Genomic DNA, 21,401 nt, shown 5'->3' with positions numbered 1-21,401 from the left:
ATGACAAATATAAAAATGGTGGTCTTTGATATGGCAGGGACTACAGTAAATGAAAATAACCTGGTTTACAAAACCGTACAAAAAGTTATTAATGAGGAAGGGTTTAACGTTACGCTTCAGGAGGTATTAAAACATGGTGCAGGCAAAGAAAAGCATAAGGCCATAACCGATGTGCTTAGTGCCTGTACTGATGAGACAGAAGTTGAAACAGTAGCTAACAGGGCGTTTACCAACTTTAAGACAGCATTAGAAAAAGCGTATGATGAGAACACTATTACCACTTTTAATGGTATAGAAGCCTTTTTTAATGCGTTGCGTGCCAACAATTTAAAGATTGTGCTTAATACCGGTTATGACAGTAAAACCGCTAATAAGCTTATGGATAAACTGGGCTGGCAGGTAGGCAACCAGGTTGATGCGCTTATTACCGCCGATGATGTAGTAAACGGCAGGCCAAACCCGGACATGATCTATAGGGCTATGAAGCAGTTTGGCATTACTGATGCAGCACAGGTATTAAAGGCAGGCGATTCTGAAATTGATATTGTTGAAGGTATAAACGCAGGTTGCGGAATTACAGTAGGTGTGCTTAGCGGAGCCCAAAACAGGGAGCAATTGGAAGTTGCCAACCCGGACTACATTTTAGAAAATGTTACAGATTTGGGAACGATACTTTTTTCTTAAACAGTTTTTAAACCCACCACTTAGGTGGGTTTACTCATTTTTTTGAAGGAAGAAGTACAGCACAAGCATTTTAGATGGTACAGTTCCCCTGTTTACGGGAACGTGAGGTATACGCCCATCAAAAAATATAGAGTCGCCTTCTTTAAGCAATACCTCTTCCTGGCCAATTATATAGTAACATTCGCCGGTTAATATGTATTTAAATTCAAAGGCATCGGTCTCCACTTTATCACGTTCAGATCCCGGCTGTACTTCAAGCAATACAGCTTCAAATCCTACAGAAGAAAGTTGTTTACCAAAAAGGAATTTATATTCAAACCCTTTTGCTTCGTCTTCTTTTTCAATAATATTGTTGTCTTCTTTCCTGGAAACAATAAAGTTATTTTTATCCGATTTGGGAAGCCCGTTAAAAAATTCTGAAACTTCGATCCCTAACGCCTGTATAATGTTGAGCAGCACAGGGAGCGACGGTATTGTCCTCCCGTTTTCTATACGTGAAATAAGCCCGTTACTAACATCGGCATCGGCGGCAACGGTATTTATGGTAAGATTGTTCTTTTTACGGATTTCTTTTATCCTTTTTCCCATTCCAATAAGGTAGTCTTGCATATAATTTTATTTACAATAAGTAAAGTACGCCAAATTTCTTAAATTCAGGGTTACCATCAAAATCATTAAAGGCTCTCTACCCCACAATTGCTATTTTAAGCTTCTTAAAGACTTCACAAGTATCTGTTAGTTAAATATTTAACCATATTGTTAAGAAATTATTATTTTGAAGATTAAAATTTTCACTTAATTTTTTTCTGTATTAATATTGTTTAAAATGTTTACTTCAGGTAAAAGGAAACGCAGCACTGCTATTAAACAAGAAACTTATTCAATTTCCTACTGCCAAAATTTTGCATTGGCTAATATATTGTTAAATGAAAATTAGAAGATATGCAATAAATTAAAACCTACACGATAATTTACTAATTTAGATTAAACAACCACTAAAAATTTCTAACATGTCAATTACCTTTTAATGTTACCTACCGGGTTGAATAAGGAGGCATTCGGAGTTGTTGGATTTAAACTTTAAAAAATAATACGATGAACACACTATTAAAAAAGACACTATTGTATATCATTATTTTTTGCTCTGTAGCTACCACCTTTGCACAGGATAGGGTTACAATGCTTAACGGCGAAAAAAGGGATGGTAAAGTTGTATCTGTAAAAGATGATGCTATTAAATTTGTTTATAAGGGCGAAACTCTTGAATACGAATTTAAAAAATCGGAAATAAATAAAATAGAATTCGCCAGCGGGCGTACAGAGGTAGTAAATAATACGTTTAGCCCGGCAGTTGCACGAACATCTACAGCCGCTGAGAGAAAAGGGAAAATAGCGGTGTTGCCGTACAGCTTTATCACTAATGAAACCACGCTCGATCCTGAAGCTATGGCGCAGCAACTGCAGACAGACACCTATAACGCTGTTAAAGCAAATACCACATCGTTGCAGTTACAGGACCCAATTACAACAAATAGCCTCTTAGCTAAGCAAGGACTAACGCACGCTAATTTAAACACCAAGACGCCACAGGAGATGGCCACCCTTCTTGGTGTAGAGTATGTGGTTTATGGTATTGCCAACGTAACCAATAAGGGCACTTCAACTTATGGCAGTGGAAGTACTACTTATAATGGTAAAGAAACCGAAAAAAAGGATGGCAAAAAGAAACCACTAAAGCATCGGGTACCACCTATTCTTCAAATAATGCCACTGTACTTACAAATTACGATACCAAAATAGACCTGAGTTTTTTTAACGATCAGGGAACGAGCATCTATTCTGAGTCAAGGAAAGCGTTTGGCTCTGGTGCTGATGCGTATCACGCTACCATTAATTACCTGATAAAGCGTTGCCCATTTGGCACTAAGGCTAAAAATTAACCATTACGCAATAGCATTTAATAAATGATTTAGCGATTATGAAAAGAATTTTACCTATTGTTTTTGCGTTTTCGATGATTGCGTGTCACAATAATAACCCGCAGAAGGCTAACGAAGAGAAAACTACTGAAACAGTATCTATCGATAAAAGTGATATTCTCTCTGCCGATATCCTAACTTCAGAGCAACAAGCTAAACTAACCCCTCAGAATGTGCTGGAACGTCTAAAACAAGGTAATAAAGATTTTACAGAAGATAACCTTACTGTTCGTAATACAACCGAAAGAGTACGGAAAGCCTCTTTGGGTTAATATCCTAAAGCGGTGGTTTTATCCTGCCTTGACTCGCGTGTTCCTGTCGAAGATGTATTTCATAGTGGTATAGGCAATCTTTTTGTAGCCAGGGTAGCGGGTAACATTGTGAATGATGATATTTTGGGAAGCCTTGAATATGCCTGTAAGGTATCAGGAACAAAGGTGGTATTAGTCTTGGGTCATGAATATTGTGGCGCAATTAAATCGGCAATCAGCAACGTTAAATTAGGGAATATCACAACACTGCTTGATAAAATTCAACCGGCGGTTAAAATGGCAGGATCAAAATTTAAGGGAGAAAAAACAGCTTCAAATGAAGCGTTTGTTGGAGAAGTTTGTGATGCCAATGTAATGGTCTCCATTGAGCAAATAAGAAAAAGAAGCCCTATCCTGAAAGAGATGGAACAAAAAGGCGAAATTCTTATTGTGGGGGCTGTATACAATATGAAAACAGGAAAGGTAGAATTTTTTAATGACTTGTAATCAATTGAAATGTAACTTTCTTTATGTGTAGTTATATAAGATTAAATTTATAAAAAGCCATCCCTTGAAGTTATGTCGATTATCAAAGGTATTGTCAGGAGACATAAGTTAATGTATTTTTTGACGTTGGCAATAAAAATAATTAATGAGGGATATATCGAACACCAAAAATCATTTGAATCAGTATTATTAAATATTTTACTAAGAAATAATCATTTTAAACAAAAATAATCATTGATTTCTCAATGATTTTTACTTTGTGGGCTGTCAGGGATCACAGTCGAACACCTTGTGCCTATTCTTACACTATTTAACGAGTTTTAAAATATATAACATACTAATATTTAGTTATTTAAATACAATTAAGAATTGAGGAATAATTAATATTCTTAAGGTACTATATCATTTAATTTATGTACTTTGATTTTATTTATTATTGAAACTGCGTCTAAAAAGAGATATAATTAGATGTGTCAGGGTCGGTCGAACACTTTAGTTAAGGCTTTATTCAAATGCCATTGCTCTTAGCTTATCCCTATACGCCTCAAGCGCGTCGGCCTTAGCAATAAAGCCGTAATATTTGCTATTCTTTAAGACGGGCAGGTATACTTTACCGCTGGTTTCAAATTTATGCATCACAGTTTCCATAGTATCTTGCTCAACGACCACTTCGGTAGGCGTTACCATTAACTCTTTAACGGTCGCGTAACGGGTAGTAAAATCACTAAAAATAATCTCACGGATATCATTAAAATAAATAATCCCCAGTAAATCTTTTTCTGGGCTTACTACAGCAAAAATTACCTGGTTGGAATGGGCGATCAGGTCGGCAAGTTTGGCAGAACTTTCATCAGGCAATAAAGAGGTATATCCCTTATCAATAATATCTTCAATATTTAATGTCCAGAGGATATTGGTGTCCTTGTTACTGGTAAATACGTTGCCTTTTTTAATAAGCCCTTTTACGTCAAGGGAATGTTTTTCAAACCTTTTTGAGATGGCAAAACTAATAGAAGCCACGATCATCAGCGGTATGATAAGGTCATAACCACCGGTAATCTCAGCGATCAGGAAAATAGCGGTTAGAGGTGCATGAAACAGCCCGCTTAAGATGCCCGCCATACCTACCATAGCAAAATTACTCACCGGTAAGTTGGTAAGGCCGGTAAGGTTTAGAAATTTTGAAAAGAAATATCCTGCATATGACCCAAGGAAAAGTGAAGGGGCAAAATTTCCACCGTTACCACCACTCCCTAAGGTAATACCGGATGCAAAAGCCTTTAGCATCATCGAAAGCCCAACAAAAACAAGCAGTACCCAGCTGTTGTTGCTATAGTCTGCAAATAAAGTATTAGCCATTAATTCACCAGGATTTTTATCGGCAAGTGTTTTAATGCTTTCATAACCTTCTCCAAAAAGTGTTGGCAGTACAAATATCATTAGGCCCAGGATAACCGATCCAATGAGTGCCTTTTTATAAATACCATATTTAAGGCCAGCAAAAAAATGTTCCGTCTTTAAAAATTTCCTTGAGTAGTACACAGCAATTAATCCTGTAAACAAACCAAGCAGGACATAAAAAGGGATGTTGTGATAATCGAATGTCTGCTTTTGTTTGAAGGATAATAATATGTTTTCATTCAGTACTATCGTTGAAACCAGTGTTCCTGTTGCCGCTGCGATCATAATGGGTGTAAAAGCAGCAATTGTAACATCAACAAGCAAGACTTCTATAGCAAACAAAACACCGGCGATAGGTGCATTAAAAGCAGCCGCAATACCTGCGGCAACCCCACAACCAATAAGCAGGGTACGATCCTGGTAACTCAGGTTAAATTGTTGAGCGTAATTGGACCCAAAAGCAGCGCCTGTTACTACGATAGGGCTTTCCAAACCTGCAGAGCCACCTAAACCAACCGTAAGGGAACTTGTAATGACCTGGGCGTACATTTGTTTTTTAGGGATAATACTCCCTTTCCTTGCAACGGCATACAATATTTGCGAAGTTCCTTTTTCTATTTTGCCACCCAATACTTTTTTTATAATAAGAACTGTAAGCAGGATACCGATGACGGGCAAAACGCTGTTTATAAAACTTAATTTAAGAATGCCGTTAATATATGTGGCAAAGGAATAGACCGAATGTGCAAATGCTTTTAGGAGTATTACGGCAAAAGCTGCTGTGATGCCCACAAGCACACTGGATAGAAAAATAAATTGTTTAGGGGATAGCTTTTCTTGTCCCCAAACTAAAAGGGATTGTAATTTTACAAGTTGTTTATTGAGCATTATAAATGAATTGTATGTAGAATCACAAAGTTACGTTACCATGAGCGTAACTGAAAGATAAAACATAAAATACTGCAATGGAGCACTAATCGATCCCCTGAATATAAAAAGTAAAAGGCACCCCCATTATAGAAGTACCTTGTAATTTCTTAATAATTAACTAACTCATTGTAAAGTTAGTAAAAAATATAGCTTTAATAATAAATTTAAGGTTGTGATTGAAGCCTATTTATTGCTGCTTTCATCTGTTGTATTTCCTCCTCCTGCGATTTAATGATCTGCTCAGAAAGCTTTTTTACTTCGGGGTCTTTAAGGTTAGCATGTTTACTGGTCAGTATGGCAGAAGAATGATGGGGAATCATGGCCTTCATGTACTGCACGTCAGATACCAATACCTGGTCCCGCATGAAAACTAAGGAGCAGCCGAACACGACTACAGCTGAAATTATAATGCCCGTATTCCATTTTTTATTTTTATACATCATAGGCATAAAAACCAGCATCAGGATTGCCATAGGGCAAACCATAAGTAGTGACATATAGGTACGAGTAAGGCTTAGATAAATATGGTCAGCACTATCTACATTTAAAAACATTACCCCATACATGATCAAAAAGGATACGGCCAGCATTAGCCCTAATTTTTTATAACTGTTTTTTTCCATGATAAGTCTTGTTAAGATGATACATAAAAAACTGCTCAGCACTTATAATAAAAGACAACGCCAAAAAGCGGGACAATAATTTACTGCTTCTTAAAGAGCTCCACGTTTTTAACGGCGAGGCGTTCGTTTAGCCATTTTTTAAATTTCTCCTGGTCTTCGTTGCTCAGCGATTTTGTAACATCGTAGATGACGGCAGTTAGGTCGATAAGGCTGTCTTTAGGGGTTACCAATGAGTTCTTCGTAACGGATAATGAGGTAATATCTGGAAACAATGCCCTGCTTTCTTTCAGCAACTGCTTATTGTCAAAAGTGTTTTTGGTAAGCTCTTTTTCAAGCTGGACAATCCTGACATCTTTTTCATTCATCTCGTTTTCACTGCTCTTTATCTGATTCAGGATATCACCTTTAAGGGCGTTAAAACGGTCCGTGCTGTCCTGGCGGATTACAAGGTTGGTACCTTTTAAATACGGATTTGTATTCAGCTCTTCCTTAAGTTTTGCTATTTCCGCTTTATCAAACCGCTTGGAAAGAAAAGCCAGTTCGAGCTTTTTGCTTTTGGTGTTAAAGTCGGTTTTTTTGTAGACCACCGTATATCCTTTGTTGCTGAATTCATTTTCTATGAAGAGGTCCGCATTTTTTTTAAACTGTTGTTCCCTGTAAAGGGAGTACGCTAGGTAGCTGCTGGGTACCAGCATTGCTATGATTAAAACAGTTATTATTATCCTTACCTGTTTCTGCTGCTTATCGTTTACCTGCTTTATGGCAGGATATTTAAGGTATTTAATAATTAAGAAGGTGGCAATCCCTATAAACACGCAGTTAATGCAATACAGGTAAAAAGCTCCAAAGAAAAACGTCCAATGTGCCGTGGCAAGGCCATAACCGGCAGTACATAGCGGCGGCATTAAGGCAGTAGCAATGGCAACACCTGGGATGGGATTACCTTTCTCTGACCGGGTTACGGCAATGACCCCCACCACGCCACCAAAAAATGCAATAAGGATATCATAAATATTAGGCGAAGTACGTGCCAAAAGTTCTGACTGCACCTCTTTAAAAGGGCTAAGGTAAAAATACAGTGTTGATACCGAAAGGCTTACTACCGTTGCATTGAGCAAATTTTTTAGTGATCTTTTAAGGAGCGTAAAGTCATAAATACCTAAGGCAAAACCGGCACCTACAATAGGGCCCATTAACGGCGATATTAGCATTGCACCAATAATTACAGCGGTGGAATTTACATTCAGCCCAACTGAAGCTACAATAATAGCACAGGCCAATATCCATAGGTTTGCACCTTTAAAGGATATGTTCTTCCTGATATTCTCGAGTGTTGTCTCCCTGTCATCTTCACCCTCGTGAAGGTTAAATATATCTCTTATGCTTCTCATTTCGTTCTTTAGATCGCTTTAGGTTCTAATTTTAAACTTTATAAAGGTTAGTATTATAGTACCAAAATACACTATTATCAGGTGTTTTCAATAGCAAATTTACGATTATGTGTTACAGCAACCGTTAAGATAAAGCTAAATACAATCCGTTACCTGTGCAACGTGTTTTTTGTCAGTACCTTTAAATTATCATCTTATAAAAATGAATATGGATTTATTAAAAGGAAGAGTTGCCATAATTACTGGGGCAGACTCCGGTATTGGCAGGGCCACCGCGGTAGAATTGAGTAAACAGGGTGCAGACATACTTATAAACTACCACAGTGATGAAGAAAGCGCCAAGGAAACGCTAAAGCTTATTGAGGGCAATGGCAGTAAAGGTTTATTATTTAAAGCGGATGTAGGAGACTACACCCAAATACAGGAACTGTTTGCTGCGACCAGAAAAAATCTCGGTATCCCATGGATACTTGTAAACAGTGCCGGAGTTAACGAATCAGGGATTTTTGCCGATGAAATGGATATTGAGGTTTTTGACCGTACATTGAAAACAAATCTCTACGGCACGTTTTACAGTTGTAAGGAGTTCATTAAGATGCGTAAAGAAAATGGCAATGGAGGTAAAATAGTAAACATTACCTCGATACATGAAGAGGTGGCCCGCGCCGGCGGCAGTGATTATTGTGCAAGCAAGGGTGCCGTACGCAACTTAACCCGTTGCCTGGCACTTGAACTAGGTCCCTTTCAGATCAATGTAAATAATGTGGCGCCGGGGATGATCCTGACCCCGATGAACCAGGAAGCATTGGATAATCCTGATTATTTAAAAAAGGCCGAAAGCAATATTCCTTACCAACGCGCCGCAAAACCTTGGGAAGTGGCTAAGCTGGTGGCATACCTGGTATCGGATGATGCCTCGTACGCCGCAGGGCAAACCTTTACCCTTGATGGCGGTTTAAGCCTTAATTTAGGACAGGGCGCATGAGTAAATACATTGTAAAACAAATAGAAGAAATGCACCTGGAGTGTACAGAACCCCTCTCCGGGATGTATAAGTTAAGCCCTTTCGTATGGAAGGAAAAAAACACTTACAAAATGCTCATCCGCGCCGTAAATCCTTCGCCCGACGCACTGCAACAGGCGGCACGTGCTTACTACGGTACCTCTAAAGATGGGATACATTTCAAGATGAGCGATGGGCCGGTACTGGCCCCAAGTACAAATAGTTATGATAAGGATGGGTGTGAAGACCCAACCGTAATACAACTAAAAGACAAATACCTGGTATACTATACCGGCTGGAATGTAACGAAACGCGAGGGACAATTAATGCTTGCCAGCGGTAAAGATGCAGAGAAATTAGAAGTCCAGAAAATAGCACTTAAAAGCAGGGAGCCTTATCTTAACCCTAAGGAAGCTACAGTGAAGCAATTGATGAATGGGAAGTGGACGTTGTTTTTTGAATATGCTCATGAGAACAGGTCAAAACTCGGCCGGGCATTCAGTAACAAACCGGAAGGTCCCTGGAGGATAGAGGGGGAATTTCTTAAAGCCAGGGAAGATTCCTGGGATTCGTACCATTTAAGCGTGGGGCCGGCAATAGAAAATCAGCACCAAAAGACCGTAATGTTTTACAATGGCGCAAATGCACAGGCGCATTGGCGCATTGGTTGGGTGGAAATGGATGAGCACGGCACAATTACAGGCCGAAGTGAGGAGCCAATCATTACCCCGCCCGCCAGTAAACCGGGAGAAGTCGATATTGCTTTTGCAGCTTCCGCGATATTAGCAGGAGATGAAATATGGCTGTATTATTCTACCGAAGATGACAAGCCATTCCGGGCGATCCTTACTATACAGGAAGATTGATCGTAATTACCGCTTTAAATTACAGCAAAATCAGATGACGAATGTGACCAAACAATTGCGCATTGTTTATACAAGGATAATTACCAGTATTGCTTTTTTGCCTGCCATAATTGCTATAGGCTTTTTGTTCCTTTCATGGGCCATGCTGGAACTGGATTTTTCCGAATCTGGCAAACATATAAAATCAAATGCGGGATGGCTAAGGCTTAAGGACGCCAGTACCGCAAGGTCTATTATTTCCACCGTAGCGGGTGCCGTACTGTCGCTCACAGTATTTAGCTTCTCTATGGTGATGATCGTGCTGAACCAGGCGGCTTCCCAAATGAGCAACCGGGTACTCACCAGCATGATACAAAACCGGTTCCAGCAGGTGATATTGGGGTTTTATATCAGAACCATAGTATACGCGCTCTTTTTATTGAGCACAATTCGCGATATAAGCAGTGGTATATATGTACCCTCTCTAAGCGTTTACCTGCTTATAATTTTTACGGTAATCGACATTTTCCTTTTTATTTATTTTCTGGATTACGTAACAAAAACCGTGAAATATGAAACCGTTATAAAGCGTATACAAGATAAAACGCACCATAGTATAACAAGTACTTTTAAAGAAGAAAATGCCCTTTTAGTCGATACCAATAACCTACCTTTCTGTGTCCTAAAAATTCCCCATTCTAATTATTTCCAGGGATTTAATGAAAAAATATTGTTGCAAATAGCAGTAAAGAATGATATGTATTTTCATTTCATGTATAAAAGAGCACACACATTGTGAGCGGGAATATTTTTCTTAGGGTATATTGCAAGGAAACAATTGATGATGCTAAAGTAAAAGAAATAATGGGTGCGGTCGATTTTTACAACGGCCAGCCCATTACAAGAAATGCAGACTATGGTTTTATGCAACTCGCCGAGGTGGCCTTAAAAGCGTTAAGCCCCGGCATCAACGACCCTGCCACCGCGGTTATCAGCCTTAATGCATTGACCGATATATTAGCAAAACGCCTGTACAGTACACTGCCACAAACAATTTATGACGATAAGGGCAAAGTCCGTGTTTACTGCCCTGCAACAACATTTGAAGATATTTTTAAAAAATGCATACTGCCCATCTGGCATTATAGCAAGGAAGATCCTTATATTCAGAGTGAAATGCCGCTGGTTCTAAACCAATTAAAAGAAGCCGACCAGCGCAAAAAATATACAAAACTATTTGATGAACTGATGGTAAAAGTTAAAACGTCTAACGGACAAAGTGATGTATAATGTACTTTGGTAAATGTTTCATTTTTCTTTACCAGTGCATGACTTGTTATTGTTAAGGGCGGCTAAAGTACTTTGCTACCTTACCTACTGTTAGCCCCTGTATCAGGATACTAAAGACAACACAACAATAGGTTGCAATCACTAAAATATCTTTTCCCCTGCTTTCCGGCAGCGATAATACCAATGCAATGGAAAGCCCACCGCGCAGGCCGCCCCAGATGATGATTGCCGATTCCTTATAATTAAAATTTACCATTTTAGGCAGCAGCACTTTTGGGATAAGGATAACGATAAGGCGGGATAGCAGCACAATAAGAACGGATAGCAGGCCTATTACAAAATAAGACATCTCAAAATCAATCACCACCAGTACAAATGCAATACTTATAAACAGCACGGCATTGAGCAGTACATCGGCCAGTTCCCAAAATTTGTGTACATATTCCTGCGTCTTATCGCTCATTGATTTGTCCTTTTTATAGTTGCCCACTAAAAGTCCCATGACCACCATAGCAAGCGCACCCGATAAATGCATTATATTGCTAACTGCATATCCGGCCATTACAAAAGCCAGGGTAAGCAATACCTCGGTTTCATAATTGTCTATAGATTTTAAAAGGGCATGGAGGCTAAAGCCTAAGGCAAGCCCAAAGGCCAATCCTCCCAGGGCTTCCTGTAAAAATAAAACGCCAAAGTGTGAAAAGTCTATTTCAGGGTTACCCAACTTCAAGGTTTCCAATAAAGCTATAAAGATAACCACGCCCACACCATCATTAAAAAGGGATTCACCCACAATGGTAGATTCCACTTTTTTTGACACGTTAGCCTTGGTAAGTATCCCCAAAACCGCAATCGGGTCTGTCGGGGAAATCAAGGCACCAAAAATCAGGCAGTGCAGCAAACCGACACCCAAGCCTAAAAGGCCGGACACCCAATAAAAGGCACCGCCGATTATAATGGTAGAAAGGGCAACCCCAAGGACGGCGAACAGTGTAATTGGTTTCAGCTGGCTCTTAATATTATCCCAGTTGGTGTGTAATGAACCTGCAAATAAAAGAAGTCCCAGCATGATATCTAGTATTACTTCACTGAGCTCAATCCTGCCCAGGAAATCGCGGATCTGAACATAATGGATCACATCCCACCAACGGCTGCTTATAACGATAAGAGAAAGCACTGTTGCCAGGAAAAAGAGCCCTATTACAAACGGTAGTTTTATAAAACGGTGGTTTACATAGGCAAAGGCAGCGGATAAACTAATAAGGCAAACAAGTATAAGGTAGGCATTCATTTATTGGTAAATTGGAGCAGCAATGTAGTGTTTTTTATCAAGATTTGGGAACTAGTCTGCCAGACAACTTATATGTAAAGACTTGGGTGTACTTTCTGTTATCTACTTATTTTTATCCAAGTTTTCTATGAATATTTTCATTAAGCACCATTATACTTATGAGGGATGTATCGAACACCCTAATCTTCTAAATAAATAGTAAATATGTATTTAGAAGAATAAAAAAATTATATTAACCAAAAAAAATTATTGATTTCTCAATAATTTTTAAATTGTGGGCTGTCAGGGATCACAGTTGAACACCTTGTGCCTGTTTTGACTTTGATTAATGAATTTTAAAACATAAATTATTGATTATTAGATATTTGTTTATTTTTCTTATTTTATCACTATATATGTTTTCCAATATCATATTGATTACCTTTTTGTATGAGATATTTTAATACTATTAAAATATCTCATACAAAGGGTGCATTGAATGTGTGAGGGTTCTATCGAACATAAGTTGGTTTTGTATTATGTAAATATAATCTTAGCCGAAGATAGATAGTATCTGTTTTAACCTTAAAAGTGCGGATCAGAAATCATATAGGTTAGCAATAGCTACTTTTATAATTTGTTTATTTTTAATAGGACAACTAAGCCATTCTGTAGTATTGTAATACTTAATTTACTTATTAATGCTTTTATAAATGAACAGATGTCTCACCCTGCTTTCTAAATGCTCCCGGAGAAATCCCTATAGCTTTGCTGAACAACCGGTTAAAATATTTGTCATCTTCAAAACCTAAATCATCTGCTATTTCTTTTACTGAAAGATGAGAATAAAACAATAAACGCTGCGCCTCCCGCATAAGTTCCTGCTGAACAAAATAGGTAACCGAAAATCCTGTGACAGATTTCACTGTATCATTAAGGTGGCTAACCGTCATGTTCATTTTAGCGGCATATTCTGAAGGCTTTTTAATGGATTTGAAGTTATTACGAAGTATTTGTTTAAAGCTTTTTGTAATTTCTATACTACGGGCAGGGTGCCTGATCAGGTTAAATTGCTCTAACGAATGGTATACTGATGCTAATTGATAAATTAGCCCTGTTACCATAGCCTGTATAATAGTTTTTCGAAACATTTGTGCCCCATCATTATACACTACGAATAAATGATTAATGTAAGAGCAAAAACCGGCAGATTGTTCCGGAGATAAAGGCACAAGTATTATTTGCGACAGGCATTGGTCTAAAATATTTTTAAGTTGCTCGTCAAGGATTGCGGGGTCAAAAGCTAAAAACCAGCCCCGCTCCATTTTGGCAGAAATAATTCGATGGATCTGTCCCGGATAAGAAAGAAAAAGAGTTTGATCGGTTATTTCAACTTTTTCAAAATCAACTTCGAGTTCCATCCTGCCTTTGTCTGAAAGCACACAATAATAAAAATCGTGCCGGTGAGGCTGAGAAATTTCATAGTCCGGCACGGAAGATTTTTCATAGCCAAATGGTTTTATGTAAACTCCCGAAAACCAATCATCCATACGATGAACCTGTATTTTTTCTTTTTTAGTCATCAACTATTTTAAAGTACATAATTAGTAACTGACTTATACCTGCAACTAAAATCTTGCGATTACGGTTAAGTGTAACTCTACTTAATAATTAAGATAACATATAGCAACTTATCCGGGTACCTGTCTTTCTATGGCTCCCAGAAAGTTACTAATTATTTGTTATATAAATCCTTGCTTTATTGTGTTAATTTGTGCCGCGTTGATATTGGCTGTGCATGCTTGCCGCTGTAGGCGAATTAAACAAATTATCAAGTCGGGCACGGGCGGTCATTTGCTTAAATGTACCGTGTTGGGTCGGGTCCCCGGCATCATGCATGGTATCTGTCATCCACACGCTAAAATCCTGGTAGTTCCAAAGATGCGGCAAAACCGTATCTGAATAATTTTCAAGCGCCGATGTATCATTATCGCGTATAGCGCAAAGAAGTGCCTGCGAAAGGACATCAATATCATAAAGTGCCAGATTCATACCCTTGGCACTGGCAGGGGGCACAAGGTGTGCAGCATCGCCCGATAAGAAAAGATTTCGATACTGCATGGGTGCATGGATCACAGATCGTAAAGGGACAAATAGCTTATCGTGTACCTTTACATTCTCAATAGCCAAATCGCCCAGGCGCAACCTTATTTCATCCCAAAGCCGTTCATCAGGCCAGTCCTGCGGGCGGTCACCAAGAGAGCACTGGAGGTAAAAGCGGCTTCTTTGCGGGCCACGGGGCAGCTGCGCAACAAAACCATGATCGCTAACCGCCATGATGGCATGCCCTGTAAGTGGAGTTTCAACAAGTGCAGCCAGCCATGCATACCCAAATTCGTGACTGTATTTAGTTAGCACGCCGTGTGGGATTGACGCGCGGCTAACGCCAAGGTCGCCATCACAACCAATAATATAATTACAATGAAGCACATGTGAACCATCTACGTCAGTGTAGTTCACCTGTGGACAAATGCCGTCTTCGTTGAGAATAGTTACATCAGTCGCACCAAAGCGGATATCTCCTTTCATGACATCAATAAACTCCCTCATCAAATTAGTTACCAGCATTTGTTGTGTACAAAAGCGACCTGGGCTGCCATCTTCTCCCGTAACTTCAAAAACGCGGCTACATCCGTTTAAGCGGTAATCGATAGTTTGTGCAACCGGGCCAAATAATAGCTTATCTGCAAGGCCCCATTGCTCGAACATACGTACGGCGCGCGCATCAACAACGCCAGCACGCTGCCGCATTTCAATATAAGCGCGATCTCGCCTTTCTACCAAAATGCAGGGCATACCCGACTTTTGTAAAAAAGTTGCTAATGTAAGTCCGGAAACACCTGCCCCTATAATGACAACTGTGGTATTTTCAACCATTTTATTTTCACCTTCTCTCATAATATTAATTTTAAATACATGGCAAAGGTCTTTAAATTACATGTCCTAAATGAGTACATCTCACGGTTATACTTGGACGATTCACGGATTCTTAGTGTTTAAATGAAATCAGTAATTTATGTTGGGTGGAAATTAATTTACATTTACTAAGATTTATTACAGGTTGTCAGGGATGTATCGAACATGTAAAATAGTAAAATGTCTTTAAACTTAGTTTAAAAATGAATAAAAATTATTTTTAAACTAAAAAATCATTGATTTCTCAATTATTTTTTAGTGGTGGGCTGTCAGGGATCACAGTCGAACACCTAGTCCCTATTTTAACCCTCTTAAATTCACTTTGAAATATACAATTAATTGATTTTAGTTTATATAACACAATGATCTATTTACCCAATTTGTACATTGCGAAAGTTTAATAGAGGTATATATTTTAAGTAGATCCTATTTTACCAGATTATCATAAAATGTATTAGATGCGTCAGGGTATGTCGAAAGATAGATTTATTACCACACCTTGTGTTTAATTTTTAAAATACACACGTACTCACTTTCTTTAATACATATTAGCAAGCACATTCTACAGGATTTCAAAAATGATTGAACTGTCCGTATTATTGAATTATCGGTCCTTTTTTGTAGTCTTTGGGTCAGGTACATTTGTAAAATTGTAACCAACAAATGTAAAATGAAAAGAGATAGAATAATTTACTGGGTCATAACAAGCTTTGTTGCTTTAATGGGACTGGCGGCAGGTATCGTATACTTTACTGTTCCTGTAATCGCACAAGAATTTAAGCATTTAGGATTTCCTGATTACTTTAGGGTTGAACTCGCAATTGCAAAGCTAACAGGTGCTTTAGCCCTTATTATACCATTAGTACCAAAACGAATTAAAGAGTGGGCTTATGCAGGTTTTACAATCGTTTTTAGCTCCGCCATTATCGCACATAGTGTAGTAGAGGGGATAACGGCAGCAATTAGCCCTTTAATATCATTAATCTTGTTAGTTATATCGTATGTTTACTTTACAAAAGTAAATAAGCGTAAAACGGTATAGCGTGAGCCTGAAGAATTTAAAAAACATACCAACTTTAAGGAACGATGGATTTAAGACCATCATGTCTTACTATGACCTTAAGGAATACGACAAGAAAAACATCAATGATTTTTATATTCATGGGCTTTCAGATGATACTTATGAATTAAAAATGCCGTTGCCACCACACAGGCAGTCTAATCATTCGATTATCATTGTAACTGAGGGTTCTGTAATATCGAGTTCCGGGATAGAAAATTATACAATTACAGAAAACATGATGATAGGTGTACCGGCTGGCCAGATAACCAGCCTTTCTTTCATGTCCGAAGATATCGAAGGATATTATTTTCACTTCTCTGATGATTATTTGTCTCATATCAAGTTTGATCTTTCTGACTGGCTTATCCGGCCTGTCATCCAATTTGAAAATTCAGAATCATTTCATGTAATAATGTTGCTCAAACGCATGCAGAAACTTAATGAAAGCGATAAAAATGCAAACATTATAAAATTATACCTGACAACTTTCCTTGCCGAAATGCAACGGGCTATAGATAGCAATTTCAAGATTAGGTTTCCGGCGCATGAGCGCATTACTTTGGAATTTAAAAAGTTGATAAACTATAGCATAACAAAACATCACGCTCTAACTTGGTATGCAAACAAACTTGGCGTTACACCAAATCATTTAAACAAATCTGTAAAGGCAACTTTAAATAAGTCCGCATCATCTCTAATAGATGACATGTTAGTCTTAGAAGCCAAGATTTTAATGCAAAAAAACAATATCGCAATAAGTGACATTGCTTTTGAAATAGGATTTGAAGATGTTTCCTATTTTGGCCGGTTCTTTAAAAAACATACTGGCCTTACTCCGACAGATTATCGAAAAATGATTGATTTGTACTAATAACTGCTTGGCTTGTTCTTTCTGTTAAGATCTGAAGAAAATACCTTTACTTCAAATTATAACAGAAAGAAATGAAACTCAAATTATCACTGATCATCCTATTATATTTCATAGAAGGAGTTGTAAGCGCACAAACACAGGATAGCTTAATAGTTGAAAATAGCCATACTGAAAGTGTACCAATTCCAATTGAAGCATTTGCAGGTAATAAAGCATTTACATTTCAGCTACTTGTAACTAAGCAGTTCTCTCCAGAATCAAGGTTCGGATTCTTTAATGTGACAACTTTTGGTGGCGACTATGAAGAGAAAAATCAATCTTCGGAATTCTACTCACAGTCAATGGTTACCGTACAGGTCTGGCAAAGTTTTTCTATTGCTGCGGGGCTGTCTACTTTTGGATCTTCTAATGGCACTGCTTTAACAGTTCGGCCTACAGCAGGGCTGCAATACCTATTTGCAAACAATGATTTTGTAATAGTCATCGTGCCACGAATTGACCTTACCCAGACTTATAATTTTGAGACCTTCGCCGTTTTAGAATATCACCCAAGGCTTTCTAAAAAGTGGGGTATCTATACCAGGTTGCAGGGTTTATATAACTACAACACAAAATGGGGATTTCATGAAATCAGTAGTATTTATTTAAGAGCCGGAGTCTCATATCATAATATTCAATTCGGATTAGGGTCGAATCACGATTTCTATGGACCTGATTTGAATACGGTAAATAACTACGGTTTATTTATCAGGACTGAATTATTTTAAACATAACCATAAAAATTATTAAAAATGAAATTATCTAAACTACAGGGGATTATCGTCTTTACTTTACTGGTATCCCTTTGCATGTCAGCAATTATGAGTTTCGGCTTATTAGTATATAATCGGGGATGGGTTCCTGATTTTTTTCACACTTGGCTTCATGATTATTTTCTTGTCGATCTATGGCTTTCGGTACCAACGGGTTTTACAGTAGTTCCGCTAATGAAAAAATTGGTAGACCTTGTAACGGTAGTAGATGTGGCTCAAACGCCACAATAAAAGTAAATCAGGCCAGGCACCTTAAATGTAGGCGCGACATGAAGTTTAAGGCTTGTATTTATGATAGCCTGGATAAACTAATTATGTTGACCCCTCTCCACCAATTTTAATAACGCTACTAAATTATTTGTAGATCAATAGAAATGGTGGTCAATTTTCATTCGGCGAAAGGGGTCAATTGTCTTTGATTTATGCAATATGGCTTCACTGCAGGAAAATTGACGAGAAACGGCTGCTAAAAAATAGCGGTCGTTTTTTTTGCAAAAATTAGTATTGAAGTTTTTAAGAAAAATGATGTTTTAAAATATGTAAGATTTTTAAAAAGCTCATTTTGAAGAAGCAGAATTTTTGTACAATTTAGTATTGATCTTTAAGGAAAAGGGTAATGAAGGAAAAACAATAGAGCCATTCATAATATTAAATCTTTTGAAACGGTATTGTAATAATTATCCATCATAAAGTAAAAATTGTTCATTCCTATTAATATTTAGTAGTTTACATTTACATGTTTTTACAGGCTGCATTAGTGAATTTATGCTATAATCATAAAATAATAATACTGTCTGAATTTTAAATGATTTACTATGAGTGATCTGAATTGCAATGTTATTTTAAAAGAGACCCCTGATGTTTTATCATGGAATAATGATATTTATATGTTCCATTACAAACAGCGTCAAGAAGTAAAAAGAGCAAATATGTGCGTACAGATGAACCTGATCAGCATAGTTTTGCATGGGACAAAAGAGATCCTGGACCACGGCAGTAAAATGATTGTTCCTGCGGGTTCTGGTTTTTTTATGAAGAAGGGATCTTATTTGGTAACCGATAAAGTTGATGATCCAAATCAAGGCTACGAATCTATCATTATCTTTTTTTCTGATGAATGGCTGCACTCCCAAGTTGACAGCATATTGGCTAATAGTAATGAAGTAATTACTGAAAAATGCCCCCAGAGCATACGTGACATGGCGCTGCTTCCAGAGGATGAGCTTATGACCGCATTAATATTACAGCTTAAAACCTGTCTGACACTCACAGCGGATCCGAAACGTTTAGAGGTGTTGTTGCCATTGAAAATCACGGAGTTATTTCATATTTTAATTTCGGCTCCGGAGGGACGCAATTTTGAAATGCAGCTTCGCAGCCTGGACACGCATTTAAATCCAGACCTGGTGCTATTGATGCAAAGTCATTATAAAGAAAATATTTCCCTTGAGCAGTATGCATTCTTAGCCAACTGCAGCTTGTCGACCTTCAAGCGCAAATTCACCCAGACTTTTAAAATGAACCCCGGCAAGTGGATTATTCAACGCAGGCTCGAAGAAGCTTATAGCTTGCTAAGATCAGAAATGAATATTACAGAAATCGCTTATGAAGTAGGTTTTGAAACTCCCGCCCACTTTATATCTTCCTTTAAGGAGAAATATAGAAGTACCCCTAAGCAGCTGCAACAAAAGCTTTAACCCTTAGTATCTAAACTTTACAGGATATTTTTTGAACTTTTCATGAAAGAGCCTCGCATATAATGAGGTTAATTTTGTATTGCTAAATAACAAGAATTTGAGTAAGTCTTCTTAAAATTCTTCAATACAAATATTAAAATTGCGAATTATGAAAATGTTCTATTTCACAGATGCGATGTGTTCATGGTGCTACGGCTTTAGTCCTGTAGTGAAAAAATTAAAAGAAGACCATCCGGAAATTGACCTGCAAATTATATCGGGAGGGTTTTCCCCAGGAAGCAAGCAAGTGGTTACAGAGGAATATAAAGATTTTCTTGAATATCATTGGACAAATGTAAACTCACGAAGCGGCCAGTATTTCGATCATTCAATGAAATTTGTTTCGAATACGTTCCGCTACGACACGGAGTCGTCAAGCCGTGCACTCACTGTCGTTCAGAAAATATTTCCGCATAAGGACTTTGAGTTTTTGAATATTCTGCAGAAATCATTTTACGTTGAGGGAAAAGATATCACAAATGGTGAGATACTTGCCGCACTTGCTGAAGAAATTGGAATTGAAAGAACTGTTTTTTTGGAAAATTTTAATTCTGATGATATGAAAAGGAAAACACTCGAAGGATTTGAATTCAGCAGACAATTAGGCGTTAAGGGATTTCCAACTCTTCTTACACTGGAAAATGGAACTGTAAAAGTAATCAGTCATGGATTCCAGCCTTATGAGAATCTAAAACCTGCAGTGGAGGATTGGTTAAAAAACACAATGGTTTCCCAGATGAATGCCGGCGAATCTTGTACGGACGGGGCTTGCGAATGCTAATATAATGAAGAAGCTAAATCTATGGGGATCTTAGCTTCTTCAAATTTTTAATCTGGTACAAAATATTTTTACAGGTTAATAGGTTTGCTTCATCTTACTCCATAAACTTATAATATTACTCAAATGAAATCTTTTTCCTCCTTTATAGAAAAACTCAGCAAGAACATTAGAGGACCGCTTCCGGATGAAGAGACTCACTTGCCATTAGAAGCTTTTTCGGCGAAATATCTCGATTTAAAACCTAATAAACAAACAAGAAAAAGTGCTGTATTGATTCTTCTGTATCCATCTGCCAACGAAATTTATTTTCCATTGATAGTGCGATCTTTATACGATGGCTTTCATTCCGGGGAAATTGGTTTTCCGGGAGGTAGATACAAACTGACCGATGAAGATCTGATTCAGACGGCATTGCGTGAAGCAAATGAAGAAATTGGATTGAAGACTGGTGATGTGAAAATTTTAGGTACCCTCACCGAAATTTTTATCGGTCCCAGCAATTTCTTTGTACTTCCTGTAGTTGGATATTTACCCTATAGGCCGGAATTCCTGCCGGATGATAGGGAAGTTGAAGATGTCCTGGAAGTAAGACTAGATTATTTTTTGCAGCCGAACAGCATCTCTTCCAGTGTAATAAATATTCCTGGGGATATTGTTAGAACGCCGCATTATACACTGCAAGACCATAAAATCTGGGGTGCGACGGCCAAAATGATCAACGAGCTACTGGCCGTTTTAAGCCGTGATTCTAATGTTTCAAAAATCTGATTTAATTAGGTATTTATTTAATACAAAGTAGTTCCTTTAATAGCTGTTTATACTTCCTTATACCCAATATGTCGGGGTAAACAATCTCACTAAGGCATAAATTTAAGTAAACTTTATACGATAGTTTTTGAGCTTTTCATGAAACAGAGCCTTTTAATACCAGGCTAATTTTGTCCTGATTAATTCAACAAAATAAAGTTTCATTTAAAATTTAATTAAC

The 21,401-nt window shown here is 37.8% G+C and carries 22 protein-coding genes; 15 read left to right on the top strand and 7 right to left on the bottom strand.

The window, feature by feature from the left end:
* Nucleotides 1–684: a phosphonatase-like hydrolase gene (locus tag F565_RS0115465; RefSeq protein ID WP_020214148.1), complete on the top strand. Its 684-nt coding sequence runs from the start codon at nucleotides 1–3 to the stop codon at nucleotides 682–684.
* 30 nt (nucleotides 685–714) lie between these two features.
* Here F565_RS0115465 and F565_RS0115460 read toward each other — a convergent pair whose 3' ends face one another.
* Complete coding sequence (locus F565_RS0115460) at nucleotides 715–1,293, bottom strand: helix-turn-helix domain-containing protein (RefSeq protein ID WP_020214147.1); 579 nt, start codon at nucleotides 1,291–1,293, stop codon at nucleotides 715–717.
* A 486-nt stretch (nucleotides 1,294–1,779) separates the two neighbouring features.
* Here F565_RS0115460 and F565_RS0115455 point away from each other — a divergent pair, with 486 nt between their 5' ends.
* The 3 genes from F565_RS0115455 (at nucleotide 1,780) to F565_RS21795 (ending at nucleotide 3,421) form a co-directional block, all read left to right on the top strand.
* Entirely contained in the window at nucleotides 1,780–2,484 is a 705-nt protein-coding gene (locus tag F565_RS0115455; protein WP_154652625.1) for a hypothetical protein, read from the top strand.
* Between the two features lie 178 nt (nucleotides 2,485–2,662).
* Nucleotides 2,663–2,935, top strand: coding sequence for a hypothetical protein (locus tag F565_RS23365; protein WP_081965194.1), 273 nt, complete (start codon nucleotides 2,663–2,665; stop codon nucleotides 2,933–2,935).
* A 12-nt stretch (nucleotides 2,936–2,947) separates the two neighbouring features.
* Nucleotides 2,948–3,421, top strand: coding sequence for a carbonic anhydrase (locus F565_RS21795; protein ID WP_020214144.1), 474 nt, complete (start codon nucleotides 2,948–2,950; stop codon nucleotides 3,419–3,421).
* Between the two features lie 504 nt (nucleotides 3,422–3,925).
* On the opposite strand, the gene F565_RS0115445 is transcribed toward F565_RS21795, so the two are convergent.
* The 3 genes from F565_RS0115445 to F565_RS0115435 all read right to left on the bottom strand — a co-directional run bounded on the left by F565_RS0115445 (nucleotide 3,926) and on the right by F565_RS0115435 (nucleotide 7,766).
* Entirely contained in the window at nucleotides 3,926–5,710 is a 1,785-nt protein-coding gene (locus F565_RS0115445) for a chloride channel protein (protein ID WP_020214143.1), read from the bottom strand.
* A 206-nt stretch (nucleotides 5,711–5,916) separates the two neighbouring features.
* The gene (locus F565_RS0115440; RefSeq protein ID WP_020214142.1) at nucleotides 5,917–6,375 is read right to left on the bottom strand and encodes a DUF305 domain-containing protein; all 459 of its coding nucleotides are present in this window, start codon (nucleotides 6,373–6,375) and stop codon (nucleotides 5,917–5,919) included.
* An 80-nt stretch (nucleotides 6,376–6,455) separates the two neighbouring features.
* Nucleotides 6,456–7,766: a DUF389 domain-containing protein gene (locus F565_RS0115435; protein WP_020214141.1), complete on the bottom strand. Its 1,311-nt coding sequence runs from the start codon at nucleotides 7,764–7,766 to the stop codon at nucleotides 6,456–6,458.
* Between the two features lie 208 nt (nucleotides 7,767–7,974).
* Between F565_RS0115435 and F565_RS0115430 the strand changes: the two genes are divergently transcribed.
* Genes F565_RS0115430 through F565_RS23330 form a run of 4 tightly spaced genes read left to right on the top strand, consistent with a single transcriptional unit; the run spans nucleotide 7,975 to nucleotide 10,904 of the window.
* Nucleotides 7,975–8,751 (top strand): SDR family NAD(P)-dependent oxidoreductase, encoded by a 777-nt coding sequence (locus F565_RS0115430; protein ID WP_026300091.1) that lies wholly within the window; start codon nucleotides 7,975–7,977, stop codon nucleotides 8,749–8,751.
* Nucleotides 8,748–9,635 (top strand): glycoside hydrolase family 130 protein, encoded by an 888-nt coding sequence (locus F565_RS0115425; protein ID WP_020214139.1) that lies wholly within the window; start codon nucleotides 8,748–8,750, stop codon nucleotides 9,633–9,635. Before F565_RS0115430 ends, F565_RS0115425 begins: the two co-directional genes overlap by 4 nt.
* Nucleotides 9,636–9,669: 34 nt before the next feature.
* Complete coding sequence (locus F565_RS23335; RefSeq protein ID WP_051087097.1) at nucleotides 9,670–10,413, top strand: DUF2254 family protein; 744 nt, start codon at nucleotides 9,670–9,672, stop codon at nucleotides 10,411–10,413.
* Nucleotides 10,410–10,904: a DUF2254 family protein gene (locus F565_RS23330; protein ID WP_051087096.1), complete on the top strand. Its 495-nt coding sequence runs from the start codon at nucleotides 10,410–10,412 to the stop codon at nucleotides 10,902–10,904. The genes F565_RS23335 and F565_RS23330 overlap by 4 nt, the downstream gene beginning before the upstream one ends.
* Before the next feature lie 52 nt (nucleotides 10,905–10,956).
* On the opposite strand, the gene F565_RS0115415 is transcribed toward F565_RS23330, so the two are convergent.
* From F565_RS0115415 to F565_RS0115405, 3 genes are all read right to left on the bottom strand, one after another.
* Nucleotides 10,957–12,195, bottom strand: a complete 1,239-nt coding sequence (locus tag F565_RS0115415; protein WP_020214138.1) for a cation:proton antiporter — start codon at nucleotides 12,193–12,195, stop codon at nucleotides 10,957–10,959.
* Nucleotides 12,196–12,881: 686 nt separating this feature from the next.
* Entirely contained in the window at nucleotides 12,882–13,757 is an 876-nt protein-coding gene (locus tag F565_RS0115410) for an AraC family transcriptional regulator (protein ID WP_020214137.1), read from the bottom strand.
* Between the two features lie 184 nt (nucleotides 13,758–13,941).
* Nucleotides 13,942–15,132 (bottom strand): 4-hydroxybenzoate 3-monooxygenase, encoded by a 1,191-nt coding sequence (locus tag F565_RS0115405; RefSeq protein WP_020214136.1) that lies wholly within the window; start codon nucleotides 15,130–15,132, stop codon nucleotides 13,942–13,944.
* 688 nt (nucleotides 15,133–15,820) lie between these two features.
* Between F565_RS0115405 and F565_RS0115400 the strand changes: the two genes are divergently transcribed.
* The 7 genes from F565_RS0115400 (at nucleotide 15,821) to F565_RS0115370 (ending at nucleotide 21,181) form a co-directional block, all read left to right on the top strand.
* Nucleotides 15,821–16,192, top strand: coding sequence for a DoxX family protein (locus F565_RS0115400; RefSeq protein ID WP_020214135.1), 372 nt, complete (start codon nucleotides 15,821–15,823; stop codon nucleotides 16,190–16,192).
* Nucleotide 16,193: 1 nt separating this feature from the next.
* Nucleotides 16,194–17,084, top strand: a complete 891-nt coding sequence (locus F565_RS0115395; RefSeq protein WP_020214134.1) for a helix-turn-helix domain-containing protein — start codon at nucleotides 16,194–16,196, stop codon at nucleotides 17,082–17,084.
* Nucleotides 17,085–17,155: 71 nt separating this feature from the next.
* Nucleotides 17,156–17,851, top strand: a complete 696-nt coding sequence (locus tag F565_RS22455) for a hypothetical protein (RefSeq protein WP_020214133.1) — start codon at nucleotides 17,156–17,158, stop codon at nucleotides 17,849–17,851.
* 24 nt (nucleotides 17,852–17,875) lie between these two features.
* Entirely contained in the window at nucleotides 17,876–18,127 is a 252-nt protein-coding gene (locus F565_RS21780) for a DUF2798 domain-containing protein (protein ID WP_020214132.1), read from the top strand.
* Nucleotides 18,128–18,711: 584 nt separating this feature from the next.
* The gene (locus tag F565_RS22450; protein ID WP_020214131.1) at nucleotides 18,712–19,593 is read left to right on the top strand and encodes a helix-turn-helix domain-containing protein; all 882 of its coding nucleotides are present in this window, start codon (nucleotides 18,712–18,714) and stop codon (nucleotides 19,591–19,593) included.
* Between the two features lie 148 nt (nucleotides 19,594–19,741).
* A complete protein-coding gene (locus tag F565_RS0115375) occupies nucleotides 19,742–20,413 on the top strand; it encodes a DsbA family protein (RefSeq protein WP_020214130.1) in 672 nt (223 codons plus the stop codon).
* Nucleotides 20,414–20,536: 123 nt separating this feature from the next.
* A complete protein-coding gene (locus F565_RS0115370) occupies nucleotides 20,537–21,181 on the top strand; it encodes an NUDIX hydrolase (protein ID WP_020214129.1) in 645 nt (214 codons plus the stop codon).
* Nucleotides 21,182–21,401 lie beyond the last annotated feature (220 nt).

It is taken from the genome of Flavobacterium rivuli WB 3.3-2 = DSM 21788, from assembly GCF_000378485.1.
Classification (GTDB): Bacteria; Bacteroidota; Bacteroidia; order Flavobacteriales; family Flavobacteriaceae; genus Flavobacterium; species Flavobacterium rivuli.
The sequence above is the reverse complement of the archived record's forward strand: the minus strand, read 5'-3'. Positions and strand labels throughout refer to the sequence as shown.